Raw genomic sequence first — 24,459 nt, forward strand, 5'->3', positions numbered from 1 at the left:
CTAACGGGCAGTAAAACCCCACCTTAAGATTGAGAGAAGGCGAAGAAGATAGTTGGGGGATAACTGCTGGCATGCGCCCGATTGGTGAGAGCTTTCCATCAGTGGAGGATGAAGCCCCCCACACTGATGGAAGTTTCACTTTATTGAGAGGAGATAACGACAGTGATAAAAGGAATGAACCATCTTTGCTTCTCTGTTTCTAACTTAGAGAAATCAATACAGTTTTATGAACACGTGTTGGAAGGAAAGTTACTTGTAAAAGGTAGAAAGCTCGCCTATTTTGACGTATGCGGAATATGGTTTGCGTTAAATGAAGAAAAGGATATTCCAAGAAACGAAATTTATCAGTCGTATACACATATTGCCTTTTCGGTAGAAAAAGAGGATTTCGCAGCTTTATTACATCGTCTTGAAGCTAATAAGGTACATATTGTACAAGGACGAGAACGTGATGTGCGAGATTGTGATTCTATTTATTTTACTGATCCAGATGGTCATAAATTTGAATTTCATACAGGGACACTTCAACAGAGATTACAATACTACAAAGAAGAAAAATCGCATATGTTATTTTACTGAAAATTGGAAGAGGAGATAGGTTATGCATGTACTTGTTGTTGGGGGAACTGGAATGTTACAGGAAGTTTCAAAGTGGTTTGTTGCCCAAGGATTTCATACTTCTGTAATTGGTCGAAATGTAAGTCGTCTAGAGAGGATAAAAAACTCATGTAATGTTTCTGAAAGAGTTACGTGTTTAGCTGTTGATTATCATGAAAGTGATGAGTTGCGTGCTAAAATTAAAAATTCAATCAAGAGAAATGGTCCAGTTACTCTTGTTGTCGCTTGGATTCATTCAACGGCTGTAGATGCATTGCAAATAATTAGTGAAGAGATTGAAGTGTTTTCGAGAAAATGGGAGTTATTTCATATACTTGGAAGCAATGCTTATAAATCTGATAAAAAAGTAAGATACTCTTCTTTATGTAGTTATTATCGAATTATATTAGGTTTTGTGGTAGAAGAAAAAAGTTCTAGATGGCTAACACATGATGAGATTGCAAGTGGTGTGATAGCTGGAGTTCAACATAAACAACGGGAATGGATTGTCGGAACATTAGAGCCATGGGATGATAGACCGAGTTGGTAAAGGGGAAAATGATGATGAAAACAATGTTATATATTACACGTCACGGGGAAACAGAATGGAATGTAGAAAAAAGAATGCAAGGTAGAAAAAATTCAAATTTAACGGAAACTGGAATGTTGCAAGCAAAGCAATTAGGGAAACGTATGAAAGATATGCCACTTGATGTTATTTACAGTAGTCCAAGTGAAAGAGCAATGCATACCGCTCAGTTAATTAAAGGAGACAGAGATATTCCAATTGTAGCAAATGAACACTTATATGAAATTGATATGGGAGTTTGGGAGGGGGATACACAAGTTAAAATACAGGAGAAATATCCGAAAGAGCTTGATTTATTTTGGAATGCGCCGCATCGATATGAATCGAAATCAGGTGAAAGTTTTTATGAGGCGAGAGAGCGTGTACTAAAGGGGCTTACATACATTCTTCAAAAACATAAGGGGGAAAATGTTTTAATTGTTTCTCATGCGATTACTTCATTACTTATGATGGGGCATTTTGAACAACGGCCCCTTGAAAACATATGGAATGGTTCTTTTATGCATAGCGCAAGTTTAAGTATGATTGAAGTTAAAGAAGGAGAAAGTACAATTCACTTATTTGCAGATATTGCACATTTTGAAGAGAGGTAAAAGGAGAAGCTTTATAGGACAATGTTTTTTTCTAATAGACAAATAGACCGCTTCAAGCGGTCTATTTGCACTTTTGAACTAACGAGGAATTTTGTTGATAAGGTAGAGTAATAGGTTAAATCATATTTTATATTAACGACCAGAGTGTCCGGAACGAGATTGTCAAGAACGGTAAGAACGTTTAGATTTGCAAGAACGGTAAGAACGGTAAGAACGGTGAGATTTGCAAGAACGTTTAGATTTGCAAGAACGTTTAGATTTGCAAGAACGTTTAGATTTGCAAGAACGTTTAGATTTGCAAGAACGGTGAGATTTACAAGAGCGGTGAGATTTACAAGAGCGGTGAGATTTACAAGAGCGGTGAGATTTGCAAGAGCGGTGAGATTTGTGAGAACGGTGAGATTTGTGAGATTTGTGAGATTTGTGAGATTTGTGAGACTTGTGAGACTTGTGAGATTTGTGAGACTTGTGAGATTTGTGAGACTTGTGAGATTTGTGAGACTTGTGAGACTTGTGAGATTTGTGAGATTTGTGAGAACGGTGAGATTTGCAAGAACGATAAGTACGCTTAGATTTGCAAGAACGGTAAGAACGTTTAGATTTGTAAGAACAGTAAGAACGCTTAGATTTGCAAGAACGCTTAGATTTGCAAGAACGATAAGAACGTTTAGATTTGTAAGAACGGTAAGAACGCTTAGATTTGTAAGAACAGTAAGAACGCTTAGATTTGCAAGAACGCTTAGATTTGCAAGAACAGCGAGAACGTTTAGAGTAAGACTCAGGCTCTTGATTCAAGAAATCTTCCATGCCAGCGCTCTTCACTTCTTCTACGGCTTTTTGAATATCATCTTTGCTATACATCTATCAAAATCCCCCTTGGAAAGAAATAAGATTTCCATCTGTTTTTAAATAATGTGTTTTCTATTAATAAAGTATGTTAAGCAGATGGATTGTGTTTGTTCTTTTTGGAAAATGGTGGTTTATCCTAAGGGATGAACTGTTGTAGGTAGTTTGCTCTGTTTAGTGAAACTAAGCTATTAACAGTTAAATTTTCTAATCTGCAGGAATGTTTTGTTCGGTAGTGTTTTTGAATAACGGACACATTTCGTCATAGAAGTGCATTTTTTTATTTTTGTACAGTAGGAACATTGTCAGATTTCTGATTGTGGGAACAAGGCTCTTGATATGAAAGTTATTTTATTCCAGTAAGCCTTATTTCCTCCATTACTTTTTGAATATCATAGTTCATAACTCCCTCTTTTTATCTTTATAGATCGAAAAATTAATCCTTTTCGTATACACTTATGAAGGAATTTCTTTATTTTCCTAAAAAAACGTTAAAATGTAATAAAAAACATATAGCGGATGTGGCAAGAGGAAAAGGAAAAGCATACATTGATTGTAGATGAAAGAGAAGGGAAGGGAGAATATGTTACCTTCTTATGAATTTTATATTCATCCAATGAATATTGTAGCGCTGCGAAAGGATGTTTGGTCTGATGATCCTGTTCCGGCTAAGTTAACATATGGAAAAAGAAAGCATGATATTGATATCGTATATCGCGGCTCTCATATTCGGGAATTTAAGAAAAAATCATATCATGTGACGTTTTACAAGCCGAAATTTTTTCAAGGTGTACAAGAAATGCATTTGAATTCCGAATTTAATGACCTGTCTTTAATCAGAAATAAGTTATCACTGGATTTTTTTTCTGAAATTGGTACGTTATCTCCAAAGTCGCAACATGTTCTTGTAAAGATTAATAATCGATTTGAAGGCGTTTATTTGCAGTTAGAATCTGTAGATGAAAATTTTTTACGAAGCCGTAATTTGCCAAGCGGCTCAATTTATTATGCAGTCGATGATGATGCCAATTTCTCTTTAATGAGTGAACTAGATAATTGTATAAAAACGAAATTATCAGTCGGGTATGAGTTCAAATGTAGAAATGAACATAGCGAAGATTATATAAATGAATTTATTTATCAGTTGAATACAATTTCAAGAGCGGCGTATGAGAAAGAGATTGTAAAATATGTAGATGTTGATAAATATTTACGATGGTTAGCAGGTGTTGTATTCACACAAAACTACGATGGATTTGTTCACAATTATGCACTCTATCATAATGAAGAAACAAAGTTGTTTGAAATGATTCCATGGGATTATGATGCAACGTGGGGGCGAGATGTGCGAGGTCGAAAAATGGGGCATGATTATAGTCGCATTCAAGGATTTAATACATTAAGTGCTAGATTACTTGACGTCGATGTATTTAGGAAGCAGTATCGAAAAATTTTGGAGGATATTCTCTCAAACCAGTTTACAGTAGATTATATAAAATCGAAAGTAGAAGGAATGCATCGAGAAATTCGGCCATATATTTTGCAAGATCCGTACATGAAAAAGAACATAGATGTATTTGATAGTGAACCAAATTTGATTTTTCAATATGTTGAAAAGCGGCGTGGATTTATAATAGAACATTTAGATGAATTATGAAGGCGAAAAAAGAGATTGATCTTTCAATCTCTTTTTTGTTATACAATAAATGTAATCTACATTGAGGAAGGTGAAATGATGGAAGTAAAATGGATCGAATGGGTAAAACAAGTACAGGCAATTGCGCAGGCAGGATTAGCATATTCAAAAGATGTTTATGATATAGAACGTTTTCAAGAACTTCGGAAATTATCAATTGAAATGATGGCGCATTATACCAACATGGATTGGGAAGTGGTCGAGTATTTATTTGCAAATGAAACGGGCTATCAAACTCCAAAAGTGGATATACGAGCGGTCGTATTTCAAGACGAAAAGATGCTTTTCGTAAAAGAAAAAAGTGATGGGAAATGGGCACTTCCAGGTGGTTGGGCTGATATTGGTTATACACCGACGGAAGTTACACAAAAGGAAGTGTTAGAAGAAACAGGTTACAAAGTAGAAAATTTTCGGTTACTATCTATCTTTGATAAACAGAAACATCAGCCATCACCTTCTGCAATTGATGTATACAAAATATTTATTAGCTGTGAAATAGTAGGCGGTGAAAGACAAATTGGTATTGAAACAGAAGATGTTCGCTTTTTTGGCGAAGAAGAATTGCCGGAACTATCGATAGGAAGAAATACAGAATGGCAAGTCCGGCAAATGTTTGCTTATATGAAAAATCCCAATAAAGAAAGGTTAATAGATTGAAAAAATAACAAAGATTATATGTAAAATTATTTTGATAATTACAATGTTTTTTCTAATATGATTTTTATTTCGCCTGTTTCTCTATATATTTTTTGTTTTTGTTTGGATTGTTTTATTGCTATTCACTTTGCACCATCTATGTTACATACGCATCAGTTTTTAGGAAATACCCTGTTTTCTATAGTTTGGATGCACGCCGCTAATTCAACTATAGAAATGTTTTTCTTTCCTTTCGTAGCCAATTACAGTTTCATGATCGAAAACAAGTGTTAAAAGTAAACGTTTCTTTTCAATTATTTCTTTTAGTAGGTTTGTATTAGAAATTTGAAAAATTTCTTGGTATAAGGTCAATAAATCTTTTATTAATTTCCTGTCATTTGGAATGGTTTCTAGTAAACTATACTTCATTGAGCCGTCTCTCCTGTCTGTTTAGAAATTTTTTAGTATATACATTTCTACTAATTCATAGTTTTATATGAATAGACGGCTACATATTGGCAAGGACATGGTTTTATGAAATAATAGGAAAGTGTGTGAAGTAAAAAAAGGAGATAAGTGAAAAATGCTAGCAAATTTGATTGATCAGTTACTACAATTTTTTATAAGTCTAGGTTATTTTGGGATTGCGCTAGGACTCATGATTGAAATCATCCCAAGTGAAATTGTACTGTCTTATGCAGGTTTTTTAGTTGCAAGGGGAGAACTTAATTTCGTTGGGGCAGTCATTGCCGGAACGATTGGTGGAACTTTAGCACAAATTTTCCTTTATTGGCTTGGATATTATGGTGGGCGTCCAGTTGTTGAAAAATATGGTAAATATATATTGATTAAAAAGAAACATTTAGATGTGGCAGAAGAATGGTTTAATCGATATGGTGTAGGTGTTATTTTCTCTGCGCGTTTTATTCCAGTTGTACGTCATGCAATATCGATTCCAGCAGGGTTAGCTAAAATGTCATTACAACGATTTACAATATATACGGTACTAGCAATTATTCCGTGGTCTATTCTGTTTATTTATTTCGGTGAAAAACTTGGTGGGAATTGGCGTCATATTAAAGAATACGCTGCTGACTATACGCATTATTTCGCAATAGCAGCCATTCTTTTTATTGTTGTATACATAGGCATGAAAATATTGAAAAAAAGAAAAACAGGTCGTTAAAGTCAATGGATTTTCATTGGCTTTTTCTTTGTTTATCCCACTATTCGCGGGCAGTAAGACTCCCGCAGAGAATAGCGATGAAGATAGGTGGGGGATAGCCCGTAAAAGCCCGATTGGTGAGAGCTTTCTATCAGTGGGGGATGAAGAAAACCCCCACTAATGGAAGTTTCACTTCGTATAAGTTCTAAAAGTAGAAAGTTGTCCATATTGTGTATTAAAACAGTATAGCGGAGGAATTTCATGAAAGGATCACTGTTTTTACGCGGAACATTCTTCTTAACAATGGCAACGATGATTTCGAAAATGTTAGGTTTTATATATGTTATTCCTTTTACAGCGATGGTTGGAACGGGAGGATATGTATTATATACATATGCTTATCGTCCTTATACAATTATGCTTAGTATTGCAACAATGGGGCTTCCTTTAGCTGTTTCCAAAATGGTATCTAAATACAATGAATTAGACGATTATTACACGGTGAAACGAGTATTAAAAAGCGGGCTTATTTTTATGGGGAGTATGGGAGTTATATCGTTCTTATTGTTATATTGTTTAGCTCCCTATCTAGCAAAGGTTGTTATAGATGGCGGAGATCAAACAGGCAATAGTGTAACAGCCGTTACATATAATATTCAAATTGTGAGCTTTGCTTTACTAATAGTTCCTTCTATGAGCTTATTACGTGGATTTTTTCAAGGGTTTCAATCGATGGGACCATCTGCTTTAAGCGTAGTAGTAGAACAGTTTTTTCGAGTGTTAACAATCTTAATTGGAAGTTTTGCAGTGCTTCAAATATATAAAGAATCAACAGCGTTGGCGGTTGGAGTTGCTACGTTTGGTGCTTTTATAGGAGCTGTAGCAGGACTTGGAATATTAATTGGATATTACTTAAAGAGAAGACGTCATTTAAAGAAAAAAGAAAATATGAGTGTTCCGCAAACAACAAAATCATTTTTCGCACTGTACAAAGAATTATTTACATACTCCATTCCATTTGTTGTTGTAGGTCTTGCGATTCCCTTGTATCAAACAATCGATACATTTACAATTAATAAGTTATTAATGCAAATAGGATATTTACAGCGGGAAGCGGAAAAAATAAATGCTGTGATAGGGCTCGTACAAATGGTTGTGTTAATTCCAGTTTCGGTTGCTACAGCTTTTAGTATGTCACTCGTTCCTGAGATGACGAAGGCCTATACAGCCAAAAATGATCAGTTATTATATAAACATTTTACAAGAACAAATTTGCTTGTAGTATTTCTAACGATCCCAGCATCGTTAGGAATGATGGTTTTAGCGGAACCAGTATATACATTACTATTTGGGGTAGGGAATGATCCTGCGCTAGGAAGTGTGATTTTACTCTATTATGCCCCGGCTTGTATATTATTCTCGCTCTTTGCTGTAACGGCCGCTATGCTACAAGGGATTAATCAACAGCGAAAAACAGTAATTGGTTTGTTTTTAGGAATAGGGATAAAAATTGTGTTAAATATTATATTACTTCCACAATTTGACTATGTTAGTTTTATTATTGCGACATATGCTGGTTATACTGTTTCTGTTTCCTTTAACTTGTGGATACTTTCCAAAAATGTTATAAAAGCAACATAATGTCTATTAAAGACAGGGAGATCTCTGTCTTTTTCTATTTTAATAATTTACGAAGGAAAGCGCTTTCGTGGTATTTTTCTATTGAAATCTTCTCATTTGTTTCATATGCTGAAAATGGCGGTTTAAAATAGACTGTTATTTTAAAGTGAGGTTGATTCCTACATGTAAAAAGAATCGGGGTGATAGTATGTTAAATATTTATTTAACAGACCGAAACGGAAAACTACAAGAGATCGAGGAGATTCAAAAGGGATGCTGGATTAATGTACTGCATCCAACGGAGGAAGAAATTCAATTTTTAGTTCAAACATTAAATGTTGAACTAGACTTCATTAAAGACCCCTTGGATGATGAAGAACGTTCACGTATTGAAAAAGAAGATGATAATGTTTTAATAATTGTCGATATCCCAACAGTTAGACATGACGAAGAAGGAAATTCAATGTATGATACGATTCCGATTGGTATGATCGTAATGCCGGAATGTTTTGTTACCATTTGTTTGGAAGAAAATCCGATTTTTGAACGTTTTATTAATCAGCGTATTAAAGAATTTTATACTTTTAAAAAGACACGTTTTGCACTGCAGCTCTTATATACGATTTCTACTTATTATTTACGTTATTTAAAACAGATTAATCGAAAAACAACTGATTTAGAGCATGAGCTCAATAAATCGATGAAAAATAAAGAGATTTTTACTTTATTAGGACTTGAAAAAAGCTTAGTGTATTTTACTACATCTTTAAAGGCAAATAAGATTGTGATTCAAAAGTTGATGCGAAATAATACATTTTTGAAAATGTATGAGGATGATCAAGATTTACTTGAAGATGTATTAATTGAAAATAAGCAGGCGATTGAGATGGCCGAAATATATAGCAATATTTTAAGTGGTATGATGAATACATTTAGTTCTGTCATTTCCAATAATTTAAACAGTGTTATGAAGTTTTTAACTTCTATGACAATCATATTATCAGTGCCAACAATGGTTTCCAGTTTTTTTGGAATGAACGTTCCGGTTCCTTTAAGTGGAAATCCTCACGGCTTTTTAATGGCAATGATTATATCTGCAATATTATCTTGCATAATGGCATTTGTTTTTTGGAAAAAACGTTACTTTTAACATGAAATTCAGCTGTTTTGGAGTATTTCCAGAACAGCTTTTTTGCTGTAAGGTATTGAGAAACTGCTACTTTTGAACACTGTTATTTATTACTTTAAGAAATAGAAATTGTATAATATACCATTTAAATTAATGTTTATAATTACTTGTTCAATTTATGTATTCCAGTTACAATTACTTATTGTTACTGAATAGATGGGGGATATGCATCATGGAAATGTTTCATTTACCAAAAGCGTTCCTGCAAATGAATACGATTTTTATTTCAATTTTAATTGAAGCACTGCCATTTGTATTAATTGGTGTATTCATTTCAGGATTCATTCAAATGTTTGTGACAGAAGATATGATAGCAAAATGGATGCCGAAGAATCGTTTTCTGTCTATATTATTAGCTGTTTTTCTAGGGATGCTGTTTCCGGGTTGTGAATGTGGAATTGTTCCAATCGTTCGACGCCTTATCGGAAAGGGAGTACCACCTTATGCTGGGATTGCCTTCATGCTGACTGGACCGATTATAAATCCTATCGTTTTATTTGCGACATATGTAGCATTCGGTAGTAGTATGCATATGGTTTGGTATCGTGCTATTGTAGCTATTGTTGTAGCTGTTATTGTCAGTCTTATATTATCGTTTACGTTTAAAGGTCATCAACTACGGAATACTAATTTTCCAGTAGTCGATCATAATCGACCATTTCGTCAAAAATTTTGGGACGTATGTACACATGCTGTTGAAGAGTTTTTCTCAATGGGGAAATTTTTAATTATTGGCGCACTTATTGCGGCAAGCGTACAAACTTTAGTAAAGACTTCTACACTGCTTGCGATTGGACAAGGACCGTATTCTTCATCAATTGTTATGATGGGGCTTGCTTTTATTTTATCCTTATGTTCAGAAGCTGATGCGTTTATTGCATCTTCATTCCAAAGTACATTTGCAACACCAGCTCTAGTCGCCTTTCTTGTATACGGACCGATGGTAGATATCAAAAATATGATTATGATGTTTGCAACTTTTAAAACACGTTTTGTTATTGTTTTGATTGCTTTAATTACAGTTGTTGTTTACGCAAGCTCACTACTCATTTATGCGATGGGGGGATAATCAATGTTTCGAGCTTACATTTTACTTGGGTTTACAATTTTATTGGCACAACTTCATATTTCTGGTAATATCACGAAATATATCAATATGAAATATTCATATTTATCAACAACAGCAGCGATTATTTTAGGTTTTTTAACTGTAATTCAAATGATTATCGTATTTCAAAAAGAGCATGGTAAACATGACCATGATCACGAACATAAACATGGTCATGAATGTGGTTGCAATGCAAGCCATTGTGGTCATGATCATTCAAAAGATGAAAACACACGGTGGAAACGTCTTCTTACGTATACACTATTTTGTTTTCCGATCATTACGGGGCTCTTTTTCCCAATTGCAACATTAGATTCTGATATTGTAAAAGCAAAAGGGTTCCATTTCCCAGTTGCGGAGCCAGGAAATACAGACCCGTTTATGAATCGACAGTTTTTAAAACCTGATACGAGCATTTACTATGGACAAGAAGGTTATCGGGAACTCATGGAAAAAGAGAAGAAGCAATTCGTAACAAAAGATAAAATTGCTTTAAACGATACAGACTTTTTGAAAGGGATGGAAGTAGTATATAACTATCCTGGCCAATTCACGGGTAAAACCATTTCGTTTAAGGGGTTTGTATTCCGTGATGATTCTTCAAAAAAAGAACAATACTTTGTATTCCGCTTTGGAATTATTCACTGTGTTGCTGATTCAGGTGTGTATGGGATGTTGGTCAAGAAACCAGAAGATGCTCAGTGGAAGAATGATGATTGGATTCAAGTTGAAGGAACAATTTCAACAGAGTTTTATCAACCGTTTCACGCAAATATACCTGTATTAGAAGTTACAAAATGGAGTACAGTAGAATCTCCAAAAGATCCATATGTATACCGAGGAGCCGATTCATAAAATCGGCTTCTTTGTTATAGATAAACAGCTCATAAAATGTGCTCCGTATTAACGGACAGCAATACCCTATTTTAGAAACAAAGATTAGGTGCTGGATACAGAAAATCTCCGCTGAATAAGGTTTTACAATATCATTACAAACAGAAAAAGAACATCTAATCACTAGATGTTCTTTTTCATAGTTTTTTGGTCTACATAAAAGTTGTATGAAGTGGGTAGCTAGTTAGCAAAAACAAGCAGCACCAACAATAATTAAGAGGATAAATAATACAACAACTAACGCAAACCCACCGCCGTGAACTCCAAAGCCCATTGTTTTTTCCTCCTTTTGTTTTAGGTTACAGAATACAATATGCACTTTCGGAATGATTTGACAGGGATATATGCCATGTAAATGATGTTTTTTATTGAATAGGGATATAGTGAGGGGGAAACATATAAAAATGATGATTTGAAAGGAAAGGATTTTTGATGAGACAACTCCTGTTCCTCCTTTTATGTATAGGAATTTTGGTGATATGGATGAACGTAGATGTAGAAGTAGGCAGAAACAGTGTAAAAGAAAATCCGATATCACAGATTCGTCATGGTGATTTTAAGCTTTATGTAGATGGAAATGATTTATATCGAGATCTTTTTGCTGATATTGATCAGGCGAAACAGTATATTTATCTTCATTTTTATATTGTAGGTAAAGATAAGGTAAGTAAAAAATTTTTACAATTATTAAAGCAAAAAGCAGCTTCAGGTGTTGATGTGAAATTGTCTGTGGATCGGGTTGGAGGATATAAAATAAATAAAAAAACGATACAAGAATTAGAACGTAGTGGTGTGCAGTTTACGTTTAGTAAAAAGCCTCATTTAAAAAATTTCTTTTATACACTTCATAATCGCAATCATCGGCGTATTGCGGTAGTAGATGGGAATATATCATATGTAGGGGGATTTAATATAGGGCGTGAATACCTTGGAGAGGATCCTCGTTTTGGAAAATGGCGTGATTACCATGTTCGTATTACTGGTTCAGGTGCACAGGATATGAAAAGACAGTTTGCAAAAGACTGGGAAAGAGTTATCCTCACATGAGATAACGCCTATACAAGGGAGTAACAAGTATCGATATGTATTTACAGATGGAAAAGGTTTATGGACACATTACAAAGAGATGATACAAAGTGCGAAAACATCAATTGTTATTGCCACTCCTTACTTCGTGCCCAGTAAAGAAATGATGGCGGGGTTACAAAATGCATTGCAGAGGGGAGTACGATTACAAATTCTTGTCCCTTTCAAAAGTGATGCTTTGCTATTAAAGCAGGCGGCTTATTCTTATTTGGAAAAGTTACTTCGTTCTGGTGCAGAAATATATCAATATCGAGATGGTTTCTTTCATGGGAAAGTGACTCTTATTGATGATAAGTTTGCAGACATCGGAACCGCGAATTTTGATAATCGCAGTTTTTATATAAATGCAGAATCAAATTGTTTTATTTATGAAGGAAAAATCATTGGTGAAATACAACGGCGTTTGCAAACGGATTTCCAACAAGCAAAGAAATTTTCGGAGAAAGACTTTGAAAAAATGAGTATGTGGGATAAGTTTCTTGCAAGAGTGTCAAAGGTTCTGTCGTTCTATTTATAGCATACATATCAGTAGAGAGGAGGAAAGATTGGATGAATCATATTGAAGAACTCATGAGTTATAGCTATGAAGTAATATGTGTAATTGGTGAATATATGAGAGAAGTACGTGATAATGAATTAAAAGAGTTGTTACAGCAACATTTACCATACTTATTACAAGCGTATAATGAACAGATTAACTTTCAAGAAGGTGAAAATGTACAGCATGTTATTGGCAAGTATCCAGTTTCATCATCAATTGAAACAGTGCATACTAACTATAGTGGACAAAAAGATGATATAGAAATTGCCTTTTCGTATATTTCACATTTGAAGCGGTTGGCACTTGGGTATGCACAGGTGGCAATCCAAGTGGCAAATCCAGAATTTCGTTCTTTTTTAGAAAGTTGTTTTTTGAAAATGAATCGAAACGCATACAGCGTGTGGCAATATGTTATGAAAAAAGAGTATAGCATACAGGCAATGATGGATGAAGAAAAATATGGATGAAAAAGACAGCGATACCGCTGTCTTTTTGTTGTTTTCCATTCAATATGTAACAGGAAGTAAATCTTTGATATTTAAATTCTTTATAATCCTTTTACCATGCCACCATCTACTAAAAAGGATTGACCCGTCATATAGGTGTTTGCATCGGATACAAGGAATGTGGCAAATGTCGCAAACTCTGAAGGTTGCCCGTATCTTCCGAGTGGAATGGTTGCTTTGGATTCTTTTTGCACTTCCTCTACTGAAATACCACGTTTCTGAGCAGCCATAGTATCAAGAGAAGCAACGCGTTCAGTAGCAATTCGTCCTGGTGCAATCGTATTAATTAAAATGTTATACGGTGCAAATTCAGAAGCGAGCGTTTTTGTTAAGCCTGTAATACCTACACGGAATGTGTTAGATAGAAGTAGACCTGGAATCGGCTCTTTTATAGAAGAAGAAGCGATATTAATAATTTTTCCGCCGTTCTTTTTCATGTGTGGAAGTACTTCTCGTATCATCCGAACGTAGCTTAATAAATTTAATTCAAAAGAATGATACCAATGTTCGTCTGATAATTGTTCAAATGTACCTGGCGTTGGGCCTCCGGCATTGTTTATTAAAATATCGATTGTTCCGAATGTTTGAGTGGTTCGTTCCACGGCTTGCTTAATATGTTCAGTATTTGTTATGTCACAAACAGTATAAGCAACGTTTCCGTTATTCAATTGAGTGAGTTCCTTTTGAATTTTTTGTAGTTTTTCTTCGTTACGGCTCAATAACATTACATTTGTGCCTTCTGTGACAAGTTGAGTAGCAATTGCTTTTCCTAGTCCTTGACTCGATGCAACAACAAGCGCTGTTTTTCCTTGTAATCCAAGTTCCATTTCAATCAACCTTTCTTCCTGAATTTTTTTTAGTATAAACGAAATGAGAAAGAAATTAAAATAGTTCACTCTTAATATTCGAAAAATTTACAATTATTTACCATTTCTTTACTAATCTCTAATATTTCCTTCAAACAAGAAAAGTAATATGAGAATGTACATATTCTATCAAAAGGGGGATAAGCAAATGAATAAATGGGTTAAATCGTTAACTGCTATTGCACTTGCTGGCTCTTTATTTATGGTAGGTTGCAGTAAAGATAAGGAGAAGAAAGAGGAAGAAACGACGCAACAAGAAGATACGAACAAGGATAAAGAAACAAGTGGAGAAGTAAAAGATAACGATTCGAAAGATTCAAAAGATAGTTCCTCTAGCTCTAGTGAAAAGAAATAAGTGTTATATGATGATAGAAGCTTTCTCGATCAATGAGAAAGCTTTTTTGTTGTATATTTTTGCTTTTTCAGAAACAATAGAGAGAGTGAAAGGGTGTGAGTTAGTATGAATATATGTTTATTTGGGGCAACAGGTCGAGTTGGAGTCGAAATTTTAAAATTTGCATTACAGGATAATCATAAGGTGACAGCGCTTGTGAGAAATAAAGAGAAGCTACAAATACAACATGAGAATTTTCGTGTAATAGAAGGAAATGTATGGAATGAAGAAGATGTGAAAGATTGTGTAAAGGGAGCAGATGTTGTAATTAGTGCACTTGGTACCGATGGAAACGGCACGTTATCAAAAAGTTTGCCAAATATTATAGACGCTATGAACGAGGAAGGGATTATAAGAATTATAACAATTGGAACGGCTGGGATTTTACAGGCACGTGTGAATCCGCAATTATATCGCTTTCAATCCAGCGAATCACGTCGAAAGACAACGGCTGCAGCGGAAGACCATGTAGCGGCTTACTTGGCTTTAGCGAATAGCAAATTACAATGGACGATTGTCTGTCCAACACACTTAATAGATGGAGAAGAAACAGCTATTTATCGTACTGAAGAAGATGTGTTACCGCAAGATGGTATGAAAATCACAGTTGGAGATACAGCCCATTTTGCTTATCAATTACTTTATCATGATATTCATTATAAAAAACGAGTTGGCATTGCCTATTAAAAAGCCATCCTTATCATAAGGATGGCTAAAAAATAATATAGCATACAAATATAATAATCATAATGATTTGTAAAATCGCTTTAGCTATTGTGCTGCTTAAAAATCCGATAACTGTTGCAACTCCAACCATAAAGGCTTCTTGTGGTGCTTTTTTATGTATTAATTCTGTTACAAACACAGAAAGGAATGGGATAATAATTAGCCCAAATGGTGGGAAAAAGAACGATCCAACAATAATAGAAACCATGCCGATACGTTCGCTCCATTTTGTACTTCCGTATTTTTTTAAGAAATAGCTATTCGTAATAAAATCAGTAATGAAAATAATAATTGTAAATACAATTTGAATAATCCAAAATGAGCTTGTTAATTCTAAGCTGTTAATGCCAAATTGATAAATACAAAATCCAGCCCATAAAGCGAGTATACCTGGAATAATCGGATAAATAAACGCTATGAACGATATAATGAAACAAGCGATAATGCATATAGTTAATAAGGTATTCACAGTGTAACTCCTTTTTGTGAATCTATTTTACTGACGGCAATTTTTTTTATTTGATGTCCATCTAATTCTAATGCTTTAAACTGATAATTTTCATATTGAATAATATGACCTGGTTCAATATTTACGTCAATTGTTTGTGATAAGAACCAGCCTCCGATTGTATCTAAATCACTATCATCTATATGAAGGCCAAATATATCATTTACATCAGAAATAAGTACTTTTCCGTCAAGTAACGTTAATGTTGGATTGCGTTTCTCGATCATTGGTGTTTCATCTATATCGAATTCATCTTGAATTTCACCAATAATTTCTTCAATAATATCTTCCATTGTAAGAAGACCTGCAGTTCCACCATATTCATCCATAATAATTGCTAGCTGGACACGATTTTTTTGTAGATGAATGAGTGCTTTTTTAATTGGTACAGTTTCGAATACTGTTAAAACGGGATGTATGTATGACTCTAGCGGCTTACGGATTTCTTTTGTTTGATCATGAAAGATTTCTTTTGTATTAATCATTCCAACAACATCATCTTTATCCTTTCCAATAACTGGATAACGTGTATATTTTTCGTTAGAGATAATTTCCATATTTTCCGCTAATGAATTTTCAGTTGATAAACAAATCATTTCAGTGCGTGGAACCATAATCTCTTTTGCAACTCGATCATCAAATTCAAAAATGTTGTTTACATATTTATATTCAGATTGATTAATTTCCCCGCTCTTATAGCTTTCACTTAAAATAAGGCGCAGTTCTTCTTCAGAGTGAGAAAGTTCATTTTCTTTTACCGGTTGTAATCCAAATAGTTTCGTGAAAAAGAGTGCTGTGCTATTTAATAACCAGATAAAAGGATACATTATTTTATCGAATAGAATTAAAGGTCTTGCGAATCTCAATGTAATTTGTTCGGCCTTTTGAATAGCAAATGATTTTGGAACGAGTTCACCCAGTACCACATGAAAGAATGTAATTACGCTAAAAGCTATAATAAATGATAACGTATGTTTCATCGAACCTGTTATATTCAATTTTTCAAAAAGCGGTTCCAATAAGTGTTCCACAGTAGGTTCACCAAGCCAACCGAGTCCTAATGAAGTAATGGTAATACCGAGCTGACAAGCAGATAAGTATACATCTAAATTGGAAATAACTTTTCTCGCTAGTATTGCTTGTTTATTACCTTCATTGGCAAGTTGGTCAATCCGGCTTTTGCGTACTTTAACAACAGCAAACTCTGATGCTACAAAAAAGCCGGAAATAAGAATGAGTAAAGCGATGAGAAAAAGTTTTAGTATGTCCAAGGATATTCTTTATTCTAAATTTAGAATAAAGATGTCACCTCCTGAATAAAAGTTTTACTTTAATAATATATGGAAAAGGAAGGAATAGTCAAAGAAAGGGGGAGGGAAATGTGAAATTTTATAAATGGAAAATGTATCTATTTATAAAAAATTTACTTTATCCCGCTACTTTTGGGTAGTAGGACCCCGATTGGAAGGACTTTCCATCAGTGGGGGATGAAGGAAACCTTCACTGATGGAAGTTTTACTTTATTGTTGTGCGTGATAGTGTATGGATATGCGCAATATGGCGATTTTTTTTCCATAATATTTGTAAGAGAGAAATCAGCATGTATGGAATATACAGTAATAAAAGGCCTATTGTAACAAGTATGGGGGAACTAATACAATACTGTACAATAAATTGAAATAACCCATTTACATGAAAAATACATTCCATATATATAAAGGAAATTAATATGGAACCTGCGATAGATTTATGGTTTGCAAGTAGAGAAGTGAATAGTGTATTACTCAAAAAAGCTGAATCTTGCTTATGTTTTGGTTCTTCCACAGTATATAAGAAAGGAATCCATGTTTTGATGGCTTGGATAATAATAATCATGGACGTACTACAAATGATTAACAGGGACGAGAGGTATGGAAAGGATATGTACGGTGCTGTAAATAGAAAAAGAGTAATGATGATACATTGTAGTAGGACAGTGCCAAATGAAAATGGAACCCAGCGTAAAAATGAAAAATGTTTTTTATTTTTAGGAGATAACTTAATAAAAAATCGACCAATTCTAAGACTGATGAGAAAACCGATAGTAAGTGAAAGGAAGAGCCGCATCATAGATAAAAAATATAATTTCCATATGTACGGGAACAACGAGGTTGAACTTTCATGTAAATCAAATGATTTTGACATACTATGTGGTTGATAAGAAGAAAAAAAGAATGATTCATGAATCCAATCAGTCATTGGAATAGAGATAGAACGAAAATGTACAAAATGATTGATGATGGTATATAGTACTTCAAAATAGGAGTGTTTGTTGCTTAGAAGCACAGCAGGGACTGGACTAATAAGAATAATGAATATAAAGCTCAAAAGACAACGATACATATAAGAGATAATAGAAGACACTATATGTTTCACCTACCTTTAAAATATTCAGAAAATTATTACTATTATTTTAACGTTTCTTTTTGAAAGATACAATTTCTTTTTGATAGGAAAGGAAATTTTTATATGAAATCTTCTCTTGTATTTTTCGGAGAAATGAAAAAGTATGAAGAAATGATGACAGATGATGAATGAAGTCAGAAAAAAGTAAATAAAATATTTATTTTTTTCTGAAAATATTATATATTTATGACACAGAAAATATTTTAACATAAGGGGGATTTTTATGAGGGTAAAAGGAAACTATGTTCCAAAAAAAGAAGTGTTATTTTGTACGGATACATATACGTTACAAGAAGCGCTAGATCATTTAAATAGAACAGGATATCGCTGTGTTCCAGTTCTAGATAAAAGAGAAGAAATATTTTTAGGGAATATTTACAAAGTAGATATTTTAGAATATAAAGGTTCTTTAAATGATAATGTGAAAGAGTTATTGCGCAATAAAGATGGGTATGTAAAAGAAGATTCTTCATTCTTTAAAGTGTTCTTTACAATTAAAGAATTACCATATATTGCTGTTGTGAATGACAATGGATTGTTTCTTGGTATTTTAACACATAAAAAAGTATTTGAATTATTAGAAGATGCATGGGGCCTTCATTCTAGTATGTATTCAGTTATGGTTGGAACGCAAGATTATAACGGTGCTATTCAAAAGCTTTCAACTGTACTGAAAAAGTATAGTGGAATTCAAAGTCTAATGACATTTGATAACAATGCACTTTATGTACGCAGAATCATGTTTACATTAGGAGAAGGATTTGCGGCAGAAGAATTGCAGCCACTTTTAAAAGATTTAGAAGATCATGGATTCCGTGTTATACATGTGGAAGAAATGAAAAATTCACGTGAAGTGGAAATTGTAGAGTAAGAGGGAAATCCATCTCTGAAAGTAGGAGGTGGATTTTTTCTTATATAGTTCGAAAGAATTGCAGGAAGTACAAAAGAAAGGTGCATAAGCATCTTTCTTTTTTGAAGGGAAATAATAGTAACTGTCTAATATGAATATAAATGGCAAGGAGGAAGATAGAAATGGCTACTTTTGAAGATTTTATGAAATTAGATATTCGTATTGGGACAATTTATCGAGCAGAAGCATTTCCTGAAGCTCGAGTACCCGCTATTAAGCTAGAGATTGATTTTGGTGAACTTGGAATGAAACAGTCAAGCGCGCAAATCACGAAACGATATACGCCGGAAGAACTTATTGGAAAGCAAATTGTTGCAGTTGTTAATTTTCCGCCAAAACGAGTGGCCGGATTTAAATCTGAAGTACTTGTACTTGGCGGTGTTCCTGGAAAAGGCGATGTTATTTTATTAGAGCCAGGTATGGAAGTTCCAAATGGAACAGTGATTGGCTAAAAGTATGAGAAAAAAATGGACATGTTTAAGTATTCCAAAACGATAGTCCAATCAGTTTTTTTATAAGTAACGTTGAAAGATTGGAAGAAAGCAAAGCATACTAAGCCAAAATACAGAAAGGTCTGTCAGAAGTAAAATGAGACCAATACAAAGTGTATAAGAAGAAAACAATTTGCCAAACAGTGTGTTTAAGGGAAGGGATTTGGACAAAGGAAAGCGTAGTTCGTGTAAGTCTTGTTCAAAACAGCAACTATGATAAGTGAGGATTTGAAAAAATAAAGCAACTGTAACGAGATCACGCCTACGAGAAATGCACTTTTTACATTTATGGCAACGTATATAATTTTTCATCATAGCACCTGCCTCTAATTTCTTATACTTGAAATGAGTTTATGCAGTATTAGATATAAAAAATATATACCGATATACGCACCGGTAAGAAGAAATAAAGGGTTTAATAATATACGATGAATGGTTGTCATAAAAACAGTCTGTTGAAGTAATACATCGTATACAGCAAATGCAATAATGGTTCCAAATCCATATAAACAAACATACGCAAATATATCTAACCAAATGCGAATGCGTGGATGTACTGCGAGTAAGACAAAAAAACAAGATAATATAATAGGAAAAAATCCAATTATCAGCTTCAATTTTTTTCACCTCAATGCCAATATTTCCAAATCTTCTTTGGTCTATTCTCTATAGCTTGTACATATGTTCATAGAGAGAGGGTGATTTAATGAATCGAAGCTATTTTTATGTGAAACGGACAAGTCTTCCCAAATTTATTTTTCTATTTTTAATAGGAATGTTGGCTGCTTTTTTGTTTGTTAGTATGATCGTAACATCATTGAAAGAAACAAAGTCAACGTATTTATATAAATGGTTAAATGATCTTTCTATGAATGGATATATGTATGTGCTTGGTTCAGAAAATCGTTACTTTACACAAGAATATCGGCATTTAAATACAGATTTTTCGATCTCTTCTTTTCTTTTATCTGCAATGACAAATATCCGCTTTGATGACGTTCGTAGTTTAATTGGAACAGAACTTCCAGGGCTTGCGAAATATGATACGGAAATTGTGATTGCTGGAGAAGGAACAAATTATTCAAATTTGCCTATTGAATCGAGTGTACCTTTAGAAGAGCTTGTAAAAGAGCGGACGGGAGAACAAGGAAAACCTGAAAAAGCAGAGTCAAATAAAGAGAAACCGAAGCCAGCACAAACAACGGGAAATAAGCAAGTAGTATTTATTTATCATACACATAGTTGGGAGTCATATTTGCCATTATTAAATTTAACGAATGACCCGGATCCAAATAAAGCAACGAGTTCAACAACAAATATTTCTTTGTTTGGAAACAGATTTCGTGAACAGCTTGAAAGTCTTGGGATTGGAGCAGTAAATGATACAACAGATGTGGGTAAAAAACTAATTAGTAAAGGGTTAAACAGTAATAGCTCTTATAAAATGTCTCGTGAAATTGTACAAGAAGCAATGGCCAGCGATAAACAGCTTCAATATTTTTTTGATTTGCATAGAGATAGTGCAAGGAAAGATGTAACGACGAAACAGATTGGTGATAAATCATATGCAAAGTTGGCATTTGTTATTGGAAAAGGAAATAAAAATTATGCAAAAAATCTTCAATTGGCAACGGCACTGCATGAGTCGTTAAAGGAAAAGTATCCTGGATTGAGTCGAGGAGTAGTTCAAAAAGATTTTAGCACAGGAAATGGGGTATACAATCAAGATTTATCCGGTCAAGCGATTCTAATTGAAGTAGGCGGTGTTGATAATACGGAAGAAGAACTTAAGCGTAGTATTGATGCGCTTGCAGAAGCGTTTAGTGATTACTATTGGAAAGCGGAGAAAGTGAATGGTTAAGCGTAAGCAAACGTTGCTTACGCTCTTTGCTTTGTATCGAAATTTGTCTCTTTATCTTATGAAAAAGGAAAAGGGATTTAGAAAAATAGTAGCGAATGTTCATTTATAAAATGACCATTACAAATAATTTTATTATGTAAACAATGGGATTGTAATAAGTAGGTAAATTGCAGTATAAGAAGCAAAAGCATCTTTGAAATTTGGAAATAAGTTGAATCGAATTGTTTAAACAGATGAGAGAATGGGAAAAAATATATGATATGTGATGTTTAGAACAATTGTTATGGAGCGTAATGGAAGTTGATAAGTAATGTATAGAAAATATTAGAATAAAAGGATGTTATATGAAGAAAAAATGGATGTTGTTTAGTATAGCGATTGTCATTGGAGTGATTACGATTGCAATGCTGCAATATAGAGAGTATAAGGAAAAACAAGCGATAGAAGCGCAAGGAAATGTTGTTTTTCCGAAGGTACAAGAAACAATTGCAAAAGTAGAAGGAGGACTTGCGGTTGTTAACAATCCAGACTCAACTCTTGTCCTTGTAAATAAGAAAAGGCGTTTACCAGATTTGTATGAACCGTACGATTTAGTTATACCAAAAGTTCGTTTTTTATATGAAGGCGACAATGAAAAAAAGAAAATGCGTAAAGAAGCTGCAGCAGCATTAGAGCACATGTTTCAACAAGCAAATAGTGAAAAAATCTTTTTATATGCTGTTTCCGCATTTCGTTCATTTGAACGGCAAAAAGCATTAAATACGATGTATAAAAAACAAGATGGGGAAGCAAAAACAGCGATGTCTAGTGCAGTTCCCGGTACAAGTGAACATCAAACAGGGTTAGCAATCGACATTACATCACAATCTGCAAATTTTCAATTAGAGCCTTTATTTGGAGATACGAAGGAAGGAAAGTGGCTTGCTGAAAATGCTCATAAATTTGGTTTTATTATCCGTTATGAGAAAGAAAAAGAAGCCATAACAGGGTATACATATGAGCCGTGGCATGTTCGTTATGTTGGGAATCCATACGCGACGTATTTATATGAAAATCAGTTCACTTTAGAAGAAGTTATAAAGTGAAATTTTTGTTAGTGAGGGCTTCGTTTTCCTTCTTTTCTAAGGATTTTTAGAAGGGATGGCGGAATGACGGTGTTATCTAAGAAAAAGTAAATGCGTAAACAAGAAAGCGATGTTTCTATCTAAGAAATATCGCTTTTTTACTGTTATATATACATAAGTGATAAACATCATAGTGTAAGCAATAGCAAGACGTATATATGATTGAATGAAATGTTTACTTAGATCATGTCATTGTGCCTTATCTAGGTTATTTATGTCGTGGTCCCCTTTCAAAAAAAATTGTCATTCTTTGAGAGGAATTAGCATATTTAATAAGGAATATATTAATATAACGTTTTTGTGTATTCTTCATCTGTTAATAGATGGGATACCGTATACTTTCTATGATAGTAAGATTCTAGTATTTGTGGGTGGCTGCTTCAGCTTTTTAGCGGTTTTTAGGCGTATGTCAGCAGTAATCCCCCACCTATCTTCTTCGCTTTTCTCAATCTTGAGGTGGGGGGCTTATTACCCGCGAATAGCGGGATAAAGTTTTCTTTCTCTCATATACATATAAAATATAGAATGGAAGCGAGGGTTGCACATGGCAGGATGGGTGATTTGGTTTGTCATTGCTGGGCTTTTATTTATTGCAGAGATGCTGACTGTTACATTTTACTTATTATGGCTTGGAATAGGTGCGGTGGTCGGAGGTCTAATTGCGCTATTTATACCAAACTCTTTGCTACTTCAAGTTGTAATAGCATCTATTGTCAGTCTTATTTTGACAATATTAACAAAACGTATTTCCAAGAATTTTCGGGAAGCAAAAGGGTATACAGATACAGTGGATCAACTTGTTGGTAAAAAAGGTATAATGGTGCAAGCGGTTACAAATGAAGCGAATGGCATTGTGAAAATAGATGGAGACATGTGGACTGCTGTTTCAGATAAACCAATTTTAGATGGAGAAAGCGTTATTGTTGTAAAGAGGAGTAGTACAGTTGTACATGTGAAAAGGGAGTGTGAATTATAATGGTTGGATTAACGTTATCGATTATTTTAGTATTAATCGTTATTGTATTTATTGCATTAACAATTAAAATTATTCCGCAGCAAAGAGTAGGTGTTATAGAGCGTTTAGGTAAATTTCAGCGTGTTATGCATCCGGGTTTAAATATGATTATCCCGGTTATCGATCGTGTACGTCTTTATCACGATTTGCGCATCCAACAAACAAATGTACCACCGCAAAAAGTAATTACAAGAGATAATGTACAAGTTGAGATTGATACGATTATTTTCTATCAAATTGTTGACCCAGAGCTTGCGACATATGGTATTTCAAATTACGAATTCGGGGTTCGTAATATTACATCTGCAACAATGCGACAAACCATTGGGAAAATGGAGCTGGATGAAACGTTATCTGGTCGTGAGAAAATTTCAACAGAAATTCGTTTAGCGCTTGATGAAGCAACAGATAAATGGGGTGTTCGTATTGAACGTGTTGAAGTTGTAGATATTAATCCGCCAAAAGACATACAAGCAGCGATGGAAAAACAAATGAAGGCAGAACGAAATAAACGTGCAATTATTCTCGAAGCAGAAGCAGCTAAACAAGATAAAGTACTTCGCGCGGAAGGGGAAAAACAAAGTAAGATCTTAATGGCTGAAGGTGATAAAGAAGCGCGTATTCGAGAGGCTGAAGGTTTACGACAAGCGAAAGAACTAGAAGCACAAGGGGAAGCAAAAGCAATTGAAGAAATTGCGAGAGCAGAACAAAACCGTATTCAAATGCTGCGCCAAGCAGGACTTGATGAGCGTGTTCTTGCATACAAATCATTTGAATCTCTCACCGAGATTGCAAAAGGACCAGCAAATAAAGTGTTCCTTCCATCAAATGCTGTTGAAACATTAGGTAGTCTTGGAGCAATTGGAGAACTGTTTAAAGAGAAAAAATTGCCTTCTATAGATACGCCAACAGAATAATAGAAACGAAGAAGAGAAATGGTTGCCATTTCTCTTCTTTTTTTGAAGTTGATAATGGTAATTTCTCTACCATAATTGAAGAAGTACAAGAACTTGTTTATCCTACTATTTTGAAACTTACTGATGGCATGTGTTC

27 protein-coding genes and 1 pseudogene are annotated in these 24,459 nt (G+C 34.2%); 20 read left to right on the forward strand and 8 right to left on the reverse strand.

All coding sequences use genetic code 11. The annotated features are described in order from the left end of the window. The first annotated feature begins 162 nt into the window (after nucleotides 1-162). From fosB to ACFQZ1_RS21990, 3 genes are read left to right on the forward strand one after another with little or no spacing between them, the layout of a single operon-like run. Nucleotides 163-579 carry a FosB/FosD family fosfomycin resistance bacillithiol transferase gene (fosB, locus tag ACFQZ1_RS21980; protein WP_377884282.1) on the forward strand — a complete coding sequence of 139 codons (417 nt, stop codon included), beginning with the start codon at nucleotides 163-165 and terminating at the stop codon, nucleotides 577-579. A 22-nt stretch (nucleotides 580-601) separates the two neighbouring features. Next, entirely contained in the window at nucleotides 602-1,147 is a 546-nt protein-coding gene (locus tag ACFQZ1_RS21985) for a short-chain dehydrogenase (RefSeq protein ID WP_377884283.1), read from the forward strand. Between the two features lie 14 nt (nucleotides 1,148-1,161). Then, a complete protein-coding gene (locus ACFQZ1_RS21990; protein WP_377884284.1) occupies nucleotides 1,162-1,779 on the forward strand; it encodes a phosphoserine phosphatase 1 in 618 nt (205 codons plus the stop codon). Between the two features lie 162 nt (nucleotides 1,780-1,941). Here the strand turns inward: ACFQZ1_RS21990 and ACFQZ1_RS21995 are convergent, their stop codons facing one another. Then, the gene (locus tag ACFQZ1_RS21995; RefSeq protein ID WP_377884285.1) at nucleotides 1,942-2,640 is read right to left on the reverse strand and encodes a CotG/ExsB N-terminal domain-containing protein; all 699 of its coding nucleotides are present in this window, start codon (nucleotides 2,638-2,640) and stop codon (nucleotides 1,942-1,944) included. Nucleotides 2,641-3,208: 568 nt separating this feature from the next. On the opposite strand from ACFQZ1_RS21995, the gene ACFQZ1_RS22000 reads away from it, so the two are divergent. Together ACFQZ1_RS22000 and ACFQZ1_RS22005 are read left to right on the forward strand one after the other, a co-directional pair. Next, nucleotides 3,209-4,282 (forward strand): CotH kinase family protein, encoded by a 1,074-nt coding sequence (locus ACFQZ1_RS22000; RefSeq protein ID WP_377884286.1) that lies wholly within the window; start codon nucleotides 3,209-3,211, stop codon nucleotides 4,280-4,282. 78 nt (nucleotides 4,283-4,360) lie between these two features. Next, nucleotides 4,361-4,978, forward strand: coding sequence for an NUDIX hydrolase (locus ACFQZ1_RS22005; RefSeq protein ID WP_377884287.1), 618 nt, complete (start codon nucleotides 4,361-4,363; stop codon nucleotides 4,976-4,978). A gap of 204 nt (nucleotides 4,979-5,182) precedes the next feature. Here ACFQZ1_RS22005 and ACFQZ1_RS22010 read toward each other — a convergent pair whose 3' ends face one another. Further along, nucleotides 5,183-5,386, reverse strand: coding sequence for a hypothetical protein (locus ACFQZ1_RS22010; protein WP_377884288.1), 204 nt, complete (start codon nucleotides 5,384-5,386; stop codon nucleotides 5,183-5,185). A gap of 154 nt (nucleotides 5,387-5,540) precedes the next feature. On the opposite strand from ACFQZ1_RS22010, the gene uptA reads away from it, so the two are divergent. From uptA to ACFQZ1_RS22035, 5 genes are all read left to right on the forward strand, one after another. Beyond that, a complete protein-coding gene (gene uptA, locus ACFQZ1_RS22015; RefSeq protein ID WP_377884289.1) occupies nucleotides 5,541-6,143 on the forward strand; it encodes an undecaprenyl phosphate transporter UptA in 603 nt (200 codons plus the stop codon). Between the two features lie 240 nt (nucleotides 6,144-6,383). Then, nucleotides 6,384-7,763, forward strand: a complete 1,380-nt coding sequence (locus ACFQZ1_RS22020; protein ID WP_377884290.1) for a putative polysaccharide biosynthesis protein — start codon at nucleotides 6,384-6,386, stop codon at nucleotides 7,761-7,763. A gap of 187 nt (nucleotides 7,764-7,950) precedes the next feature. Next, on the forward strand, nucleotides 7,951-8,892 hold the full coding sequence (locus ACFQZ1_RS22025) for a magnesium transporter CorA family protein (protein ID WP_154711628.1): 942 nt from the start codon (nucleotides 7,951-7,953) through the stop codon (nucleotides 8,890-8,892). Nucleotides 8,893-9,103: 211 nt separating this feature from the next. Next, nucleotides 9,104-10,000: a permease gene (locus ACFQZ1_RS22030; protein ID WP_377884291.1), complete on the forward strand. Its 897-nt coding sequence runs from the start codon at nucleotides 9,104-9,106 to the stop codon at nucleotides 9,998-10,000. 3 nt (nucleotides 10,001-10,003) lie between these two features. After that, nucleotides 10,004-10,894: a TIGR03943 family putative permease subunit gene (locus ACFQZ1_RS22035; protein ID WP_377884292.1), complete on the forward strand. Its 891-nt coding sequence runs from the start codon at nucleotides 10,004-10,006 to the stop codon at nucleotides 10,892-10,894. A 223-nt stretch (nucleotides 10,895-11,117) separates the two neighbouring features. Here ACFQZ1_RS22035 and ACFQZ1_RS22040 read toward each other — a convergent pair whose 3' ends face one another. Then, on the reverse strand, nucleotides 11,118-11,207 hold the full coding sequence (locus ACFQZ1_RS22040; RefSeq protein ID WP_098310481.1) for a YjcZ family sporulation protein: 90 nt from the start codon (nucleotides 11,205-11,207) through the stop codon (nucleotides 11,118-11,120). Nucleotides 11,208-11,365: 158 nt separating this feature from the next. Between ACFQZ1_RS22040 and cls the strand changes: the two are divergent. Next, nucleotides 11,366-12,536, forward strand: a pseudogene (gene cls / locus ACFQZ1_RS22045) (cardiolipin synthase). Nucleotides 12,537-12,568: 32 nt separating this feature from the next. Continuing rightward, entirely contained in the window at nucleotides 12,569-13,027 is a 459-nt protein-coding gene (locus ACFQZ1_RS22050; protein WP_377884293.1) for a spore coat protein, read from the forward strand. 80 nt (nucleotides 13,028-13,107) lie between these two features. Here the strand turns inward: ACFQZ1_RS22050 and ACFQZ1_RS22055 are convergent, their stop codons facing one another. Next, nucleotides 13,108-13,893: an SDR family oxidoreductase gene (locus ACFQZ1_RS22055; RefSeq protein ID WP_377884942.1), complete on the reverse strand. Its 786-nt coding sequence runs from the start codon at nucleotides 13,891-13,893 to the stop codon at nucleotides 13,108-13,110. A gap of 187 nt (nucleotides 13,894-14,080) precedes the next feature. Between ACFQZ1_RS22055 and ACFQZ1_RS22060 the strand changes: the two genes are divergently transcribed. Together ACFQZ1_RS22060 and ACFQZ1_RS22065 are read left to right on the forward strand one after the other, a co-directional pair. Further along, nucleotides 14,081-14,287 (forward strand): hypothetical protein, encoded by a 207-nt coding sequence (locus tag ACFQZ1_RS22060; RefSeq protein ID WP_377884294.1) that lies wholly within the window; start codon nucleotides 14,081-14,083, stop codon nucleotides 14,285-14,287. Between the two features lie 105 nt (nucleotides 14,288-14,392). Continuing rightward, nucleotides 14,393-15,013 carry an NAD(P)-dependent oxidoreductase gene (locus ACFQZ1_RS22065; protein WP_377884295.1) on the forward strand — a complete coding sequence of 207 codons (621 nt, stop codon included), beginning with the start codon at nucleotides 14,393-14,395 and terminating at the stop codon, nucleotides 15,011-15,013. Nucleotides 15,014-15,038: 25 nt separating this feature from the next. Here the strand turns inward: ACFQZ1_RS22065 and ACFQZ1_RS22070 are convergent, their stop codons facing one another. The 3 genes from ACFQZ1_RS22070 to ACFQZ1_RS22080 form a co-directional block, all read right to left on the reverse strand. Beyond that, on the reverse strand, nucleotides 15,039-15,521 hold the full coding sequence (locus ACFQZ1_RS22070) for a DUF456 domain-containing protein (RefSeq protein ID WP_377884296.1): 483 nt from the start codon (nucleotides 15,519-15,521) through the stop codon (nucleotides 15,039-15,041). After that, the gene (locus tag ACFQZ1_RS22075) at nucleotides 15,518-16,831 is read right to left on the reverse strand and encodes a hemolysin family protein (protein ID WP_377884297.1); all 1,314 of its coding nucleotides are present in this window, start codon (nucleotides 16,829-16,831) and stop codon (nucleotides 15,518-15,520) included. The genes ACFQZ1_RS22070 and ACFQZ1_RS22075 overlap by 4 nt, the downstream gene beginning before the upstream one ends. A gap of 244 nt (nucleotides 16,832-17,075) precedes the next feature. Further along, complete coding sequence (locus tag ACFQZ1_RS22080) at nucleotides 17,076-17,963, reverse strand: hypothetical protein (RefSeq protein WP_377884298.1); 888 nt, start codon at nucleotides 17,961-17,963, stop codon at nucleotides 17,076-17,078. Between the two features lie 265 nt (nucleotides 17,964-18,228). Between ACFQZ1_RS22080 and cbpA the strand changes: the two genes are divergently transcribed. Further along, nucleotides 18,229-18,876 carry a cyclic di-AMP binding protein CbpA gene (gene cbpA, locus ACFQZ1_RS22085; protein WP_377884299.1) on the forward strand — a complete coding sequence of 216 codons (648 nt, stop codon included), beginning with the start codon at nucleotides 18,229-18,231 and terminating at the stop codon, nucleotides 18,874-18,876. Nucleotides 18,877-19,037: 161 nt separating this feature from the next. Then, on the forward strand, nucleotides 19,038-19,367 hold the full coding sequence (gene csaA / locus ACFQZ1_RS22090; protein ID WP_377884300.1) for a chaperone CsaA: 330 nt from the start codon (nucleotides 19,038-19,040) through the stop codon (nucleotides 19,365-19,367). A gap of 365 nt (nucleotides 19,368-19,732) precedes the next feature. On the opposite strand, the gene ACFQZ1_RS22095 is transcribed toward csaA, so the two are convergent. Next, nucleotides 19,733-20,023, reverse strand: a complete 291-nt coding sequence (locus ACFQZ1_RS22095) for a hypothetical protein (RefSeq protein WP_377884301.1) — start codon at nucleotides 20,021-20,023, stop codon at nucleotides 19,733-19,735. Between the two features lie 89 nt (nucleotides 20,024-20,112). Here ACFQZ1_RS22095 and spoIIP point away from each other — a divergent pair, with 89 nt between their 5' ends. From spoIIP to ACFQZ1_RS22115, 4 genes are all read left to right on the forward strand, one after another. Then, nucleotides 20,113-21,267, forward strand: coding sequence for a stage II sporulation protein P (gene spoIIP, locus ACFQZ1_RS22100; RefSeq protein ID WP_377884302.1), 1,155 nt, complete (start codon nucleotides 20,113-20,115; stop codon nucleotides 21,265-21,267). 344 nt (nucleotides 21,268-21,611) lie between these two features. Next, nucleotides 21,612-22,352, forward strand: coding sequence for a M15 family metallopeptidase (locus tag ACFQZ1_RS22105; protein WP_377884303.1), 741 nt, complete (start codon nucleotides 21,612-21,614; stop codon nucleotides 22,350-22,352). A 583-nt stretch (nucleotides 22,353-22,935) separates the two neighbouring features. Continuing rightward, nucleotides 22,936-23,367, forward strand: coding sequence for an NfeD family protein (locus ACFQZ1_RS22110; protein ID WP_377884304.1), 432 nt, complete (start codon nucleotides 22,936-22,938; stop codon nucleotides 23,365-23,367). Beyond that, nucleotides 23,367-24,323 (forward strand): SPFH domain-containing protein, encoded by a 957-nt coding sequence (locus tag ACFQZ1_RS22115; RefSeq protein WP_377884305.1) that lies wholly within the window; start codon nucleotides 23,367-23,369, stop codon nucleotides 24,321-24,323. Before ACFQZ1_RS22110 ends, ACFQZ1_RS22115 begins: the two co-directional genes overlap by 1 nt. Nucleotides 24,324-24,459 lie beyond the last annotated feature (136 nt).

Origin of the sequence: Bacillus sp. CGMCC 1.60114, from assembly GCF_042676365.1 — a bacterium.
In the GTDB taxonomy this organism is placed as follows: domain Bacteria; phylum Bacillota; class Bacilli; order Bacillales; family Bacillaceae_G; genus Bacillus_A; species Bacillus_A rhizoplanae_A.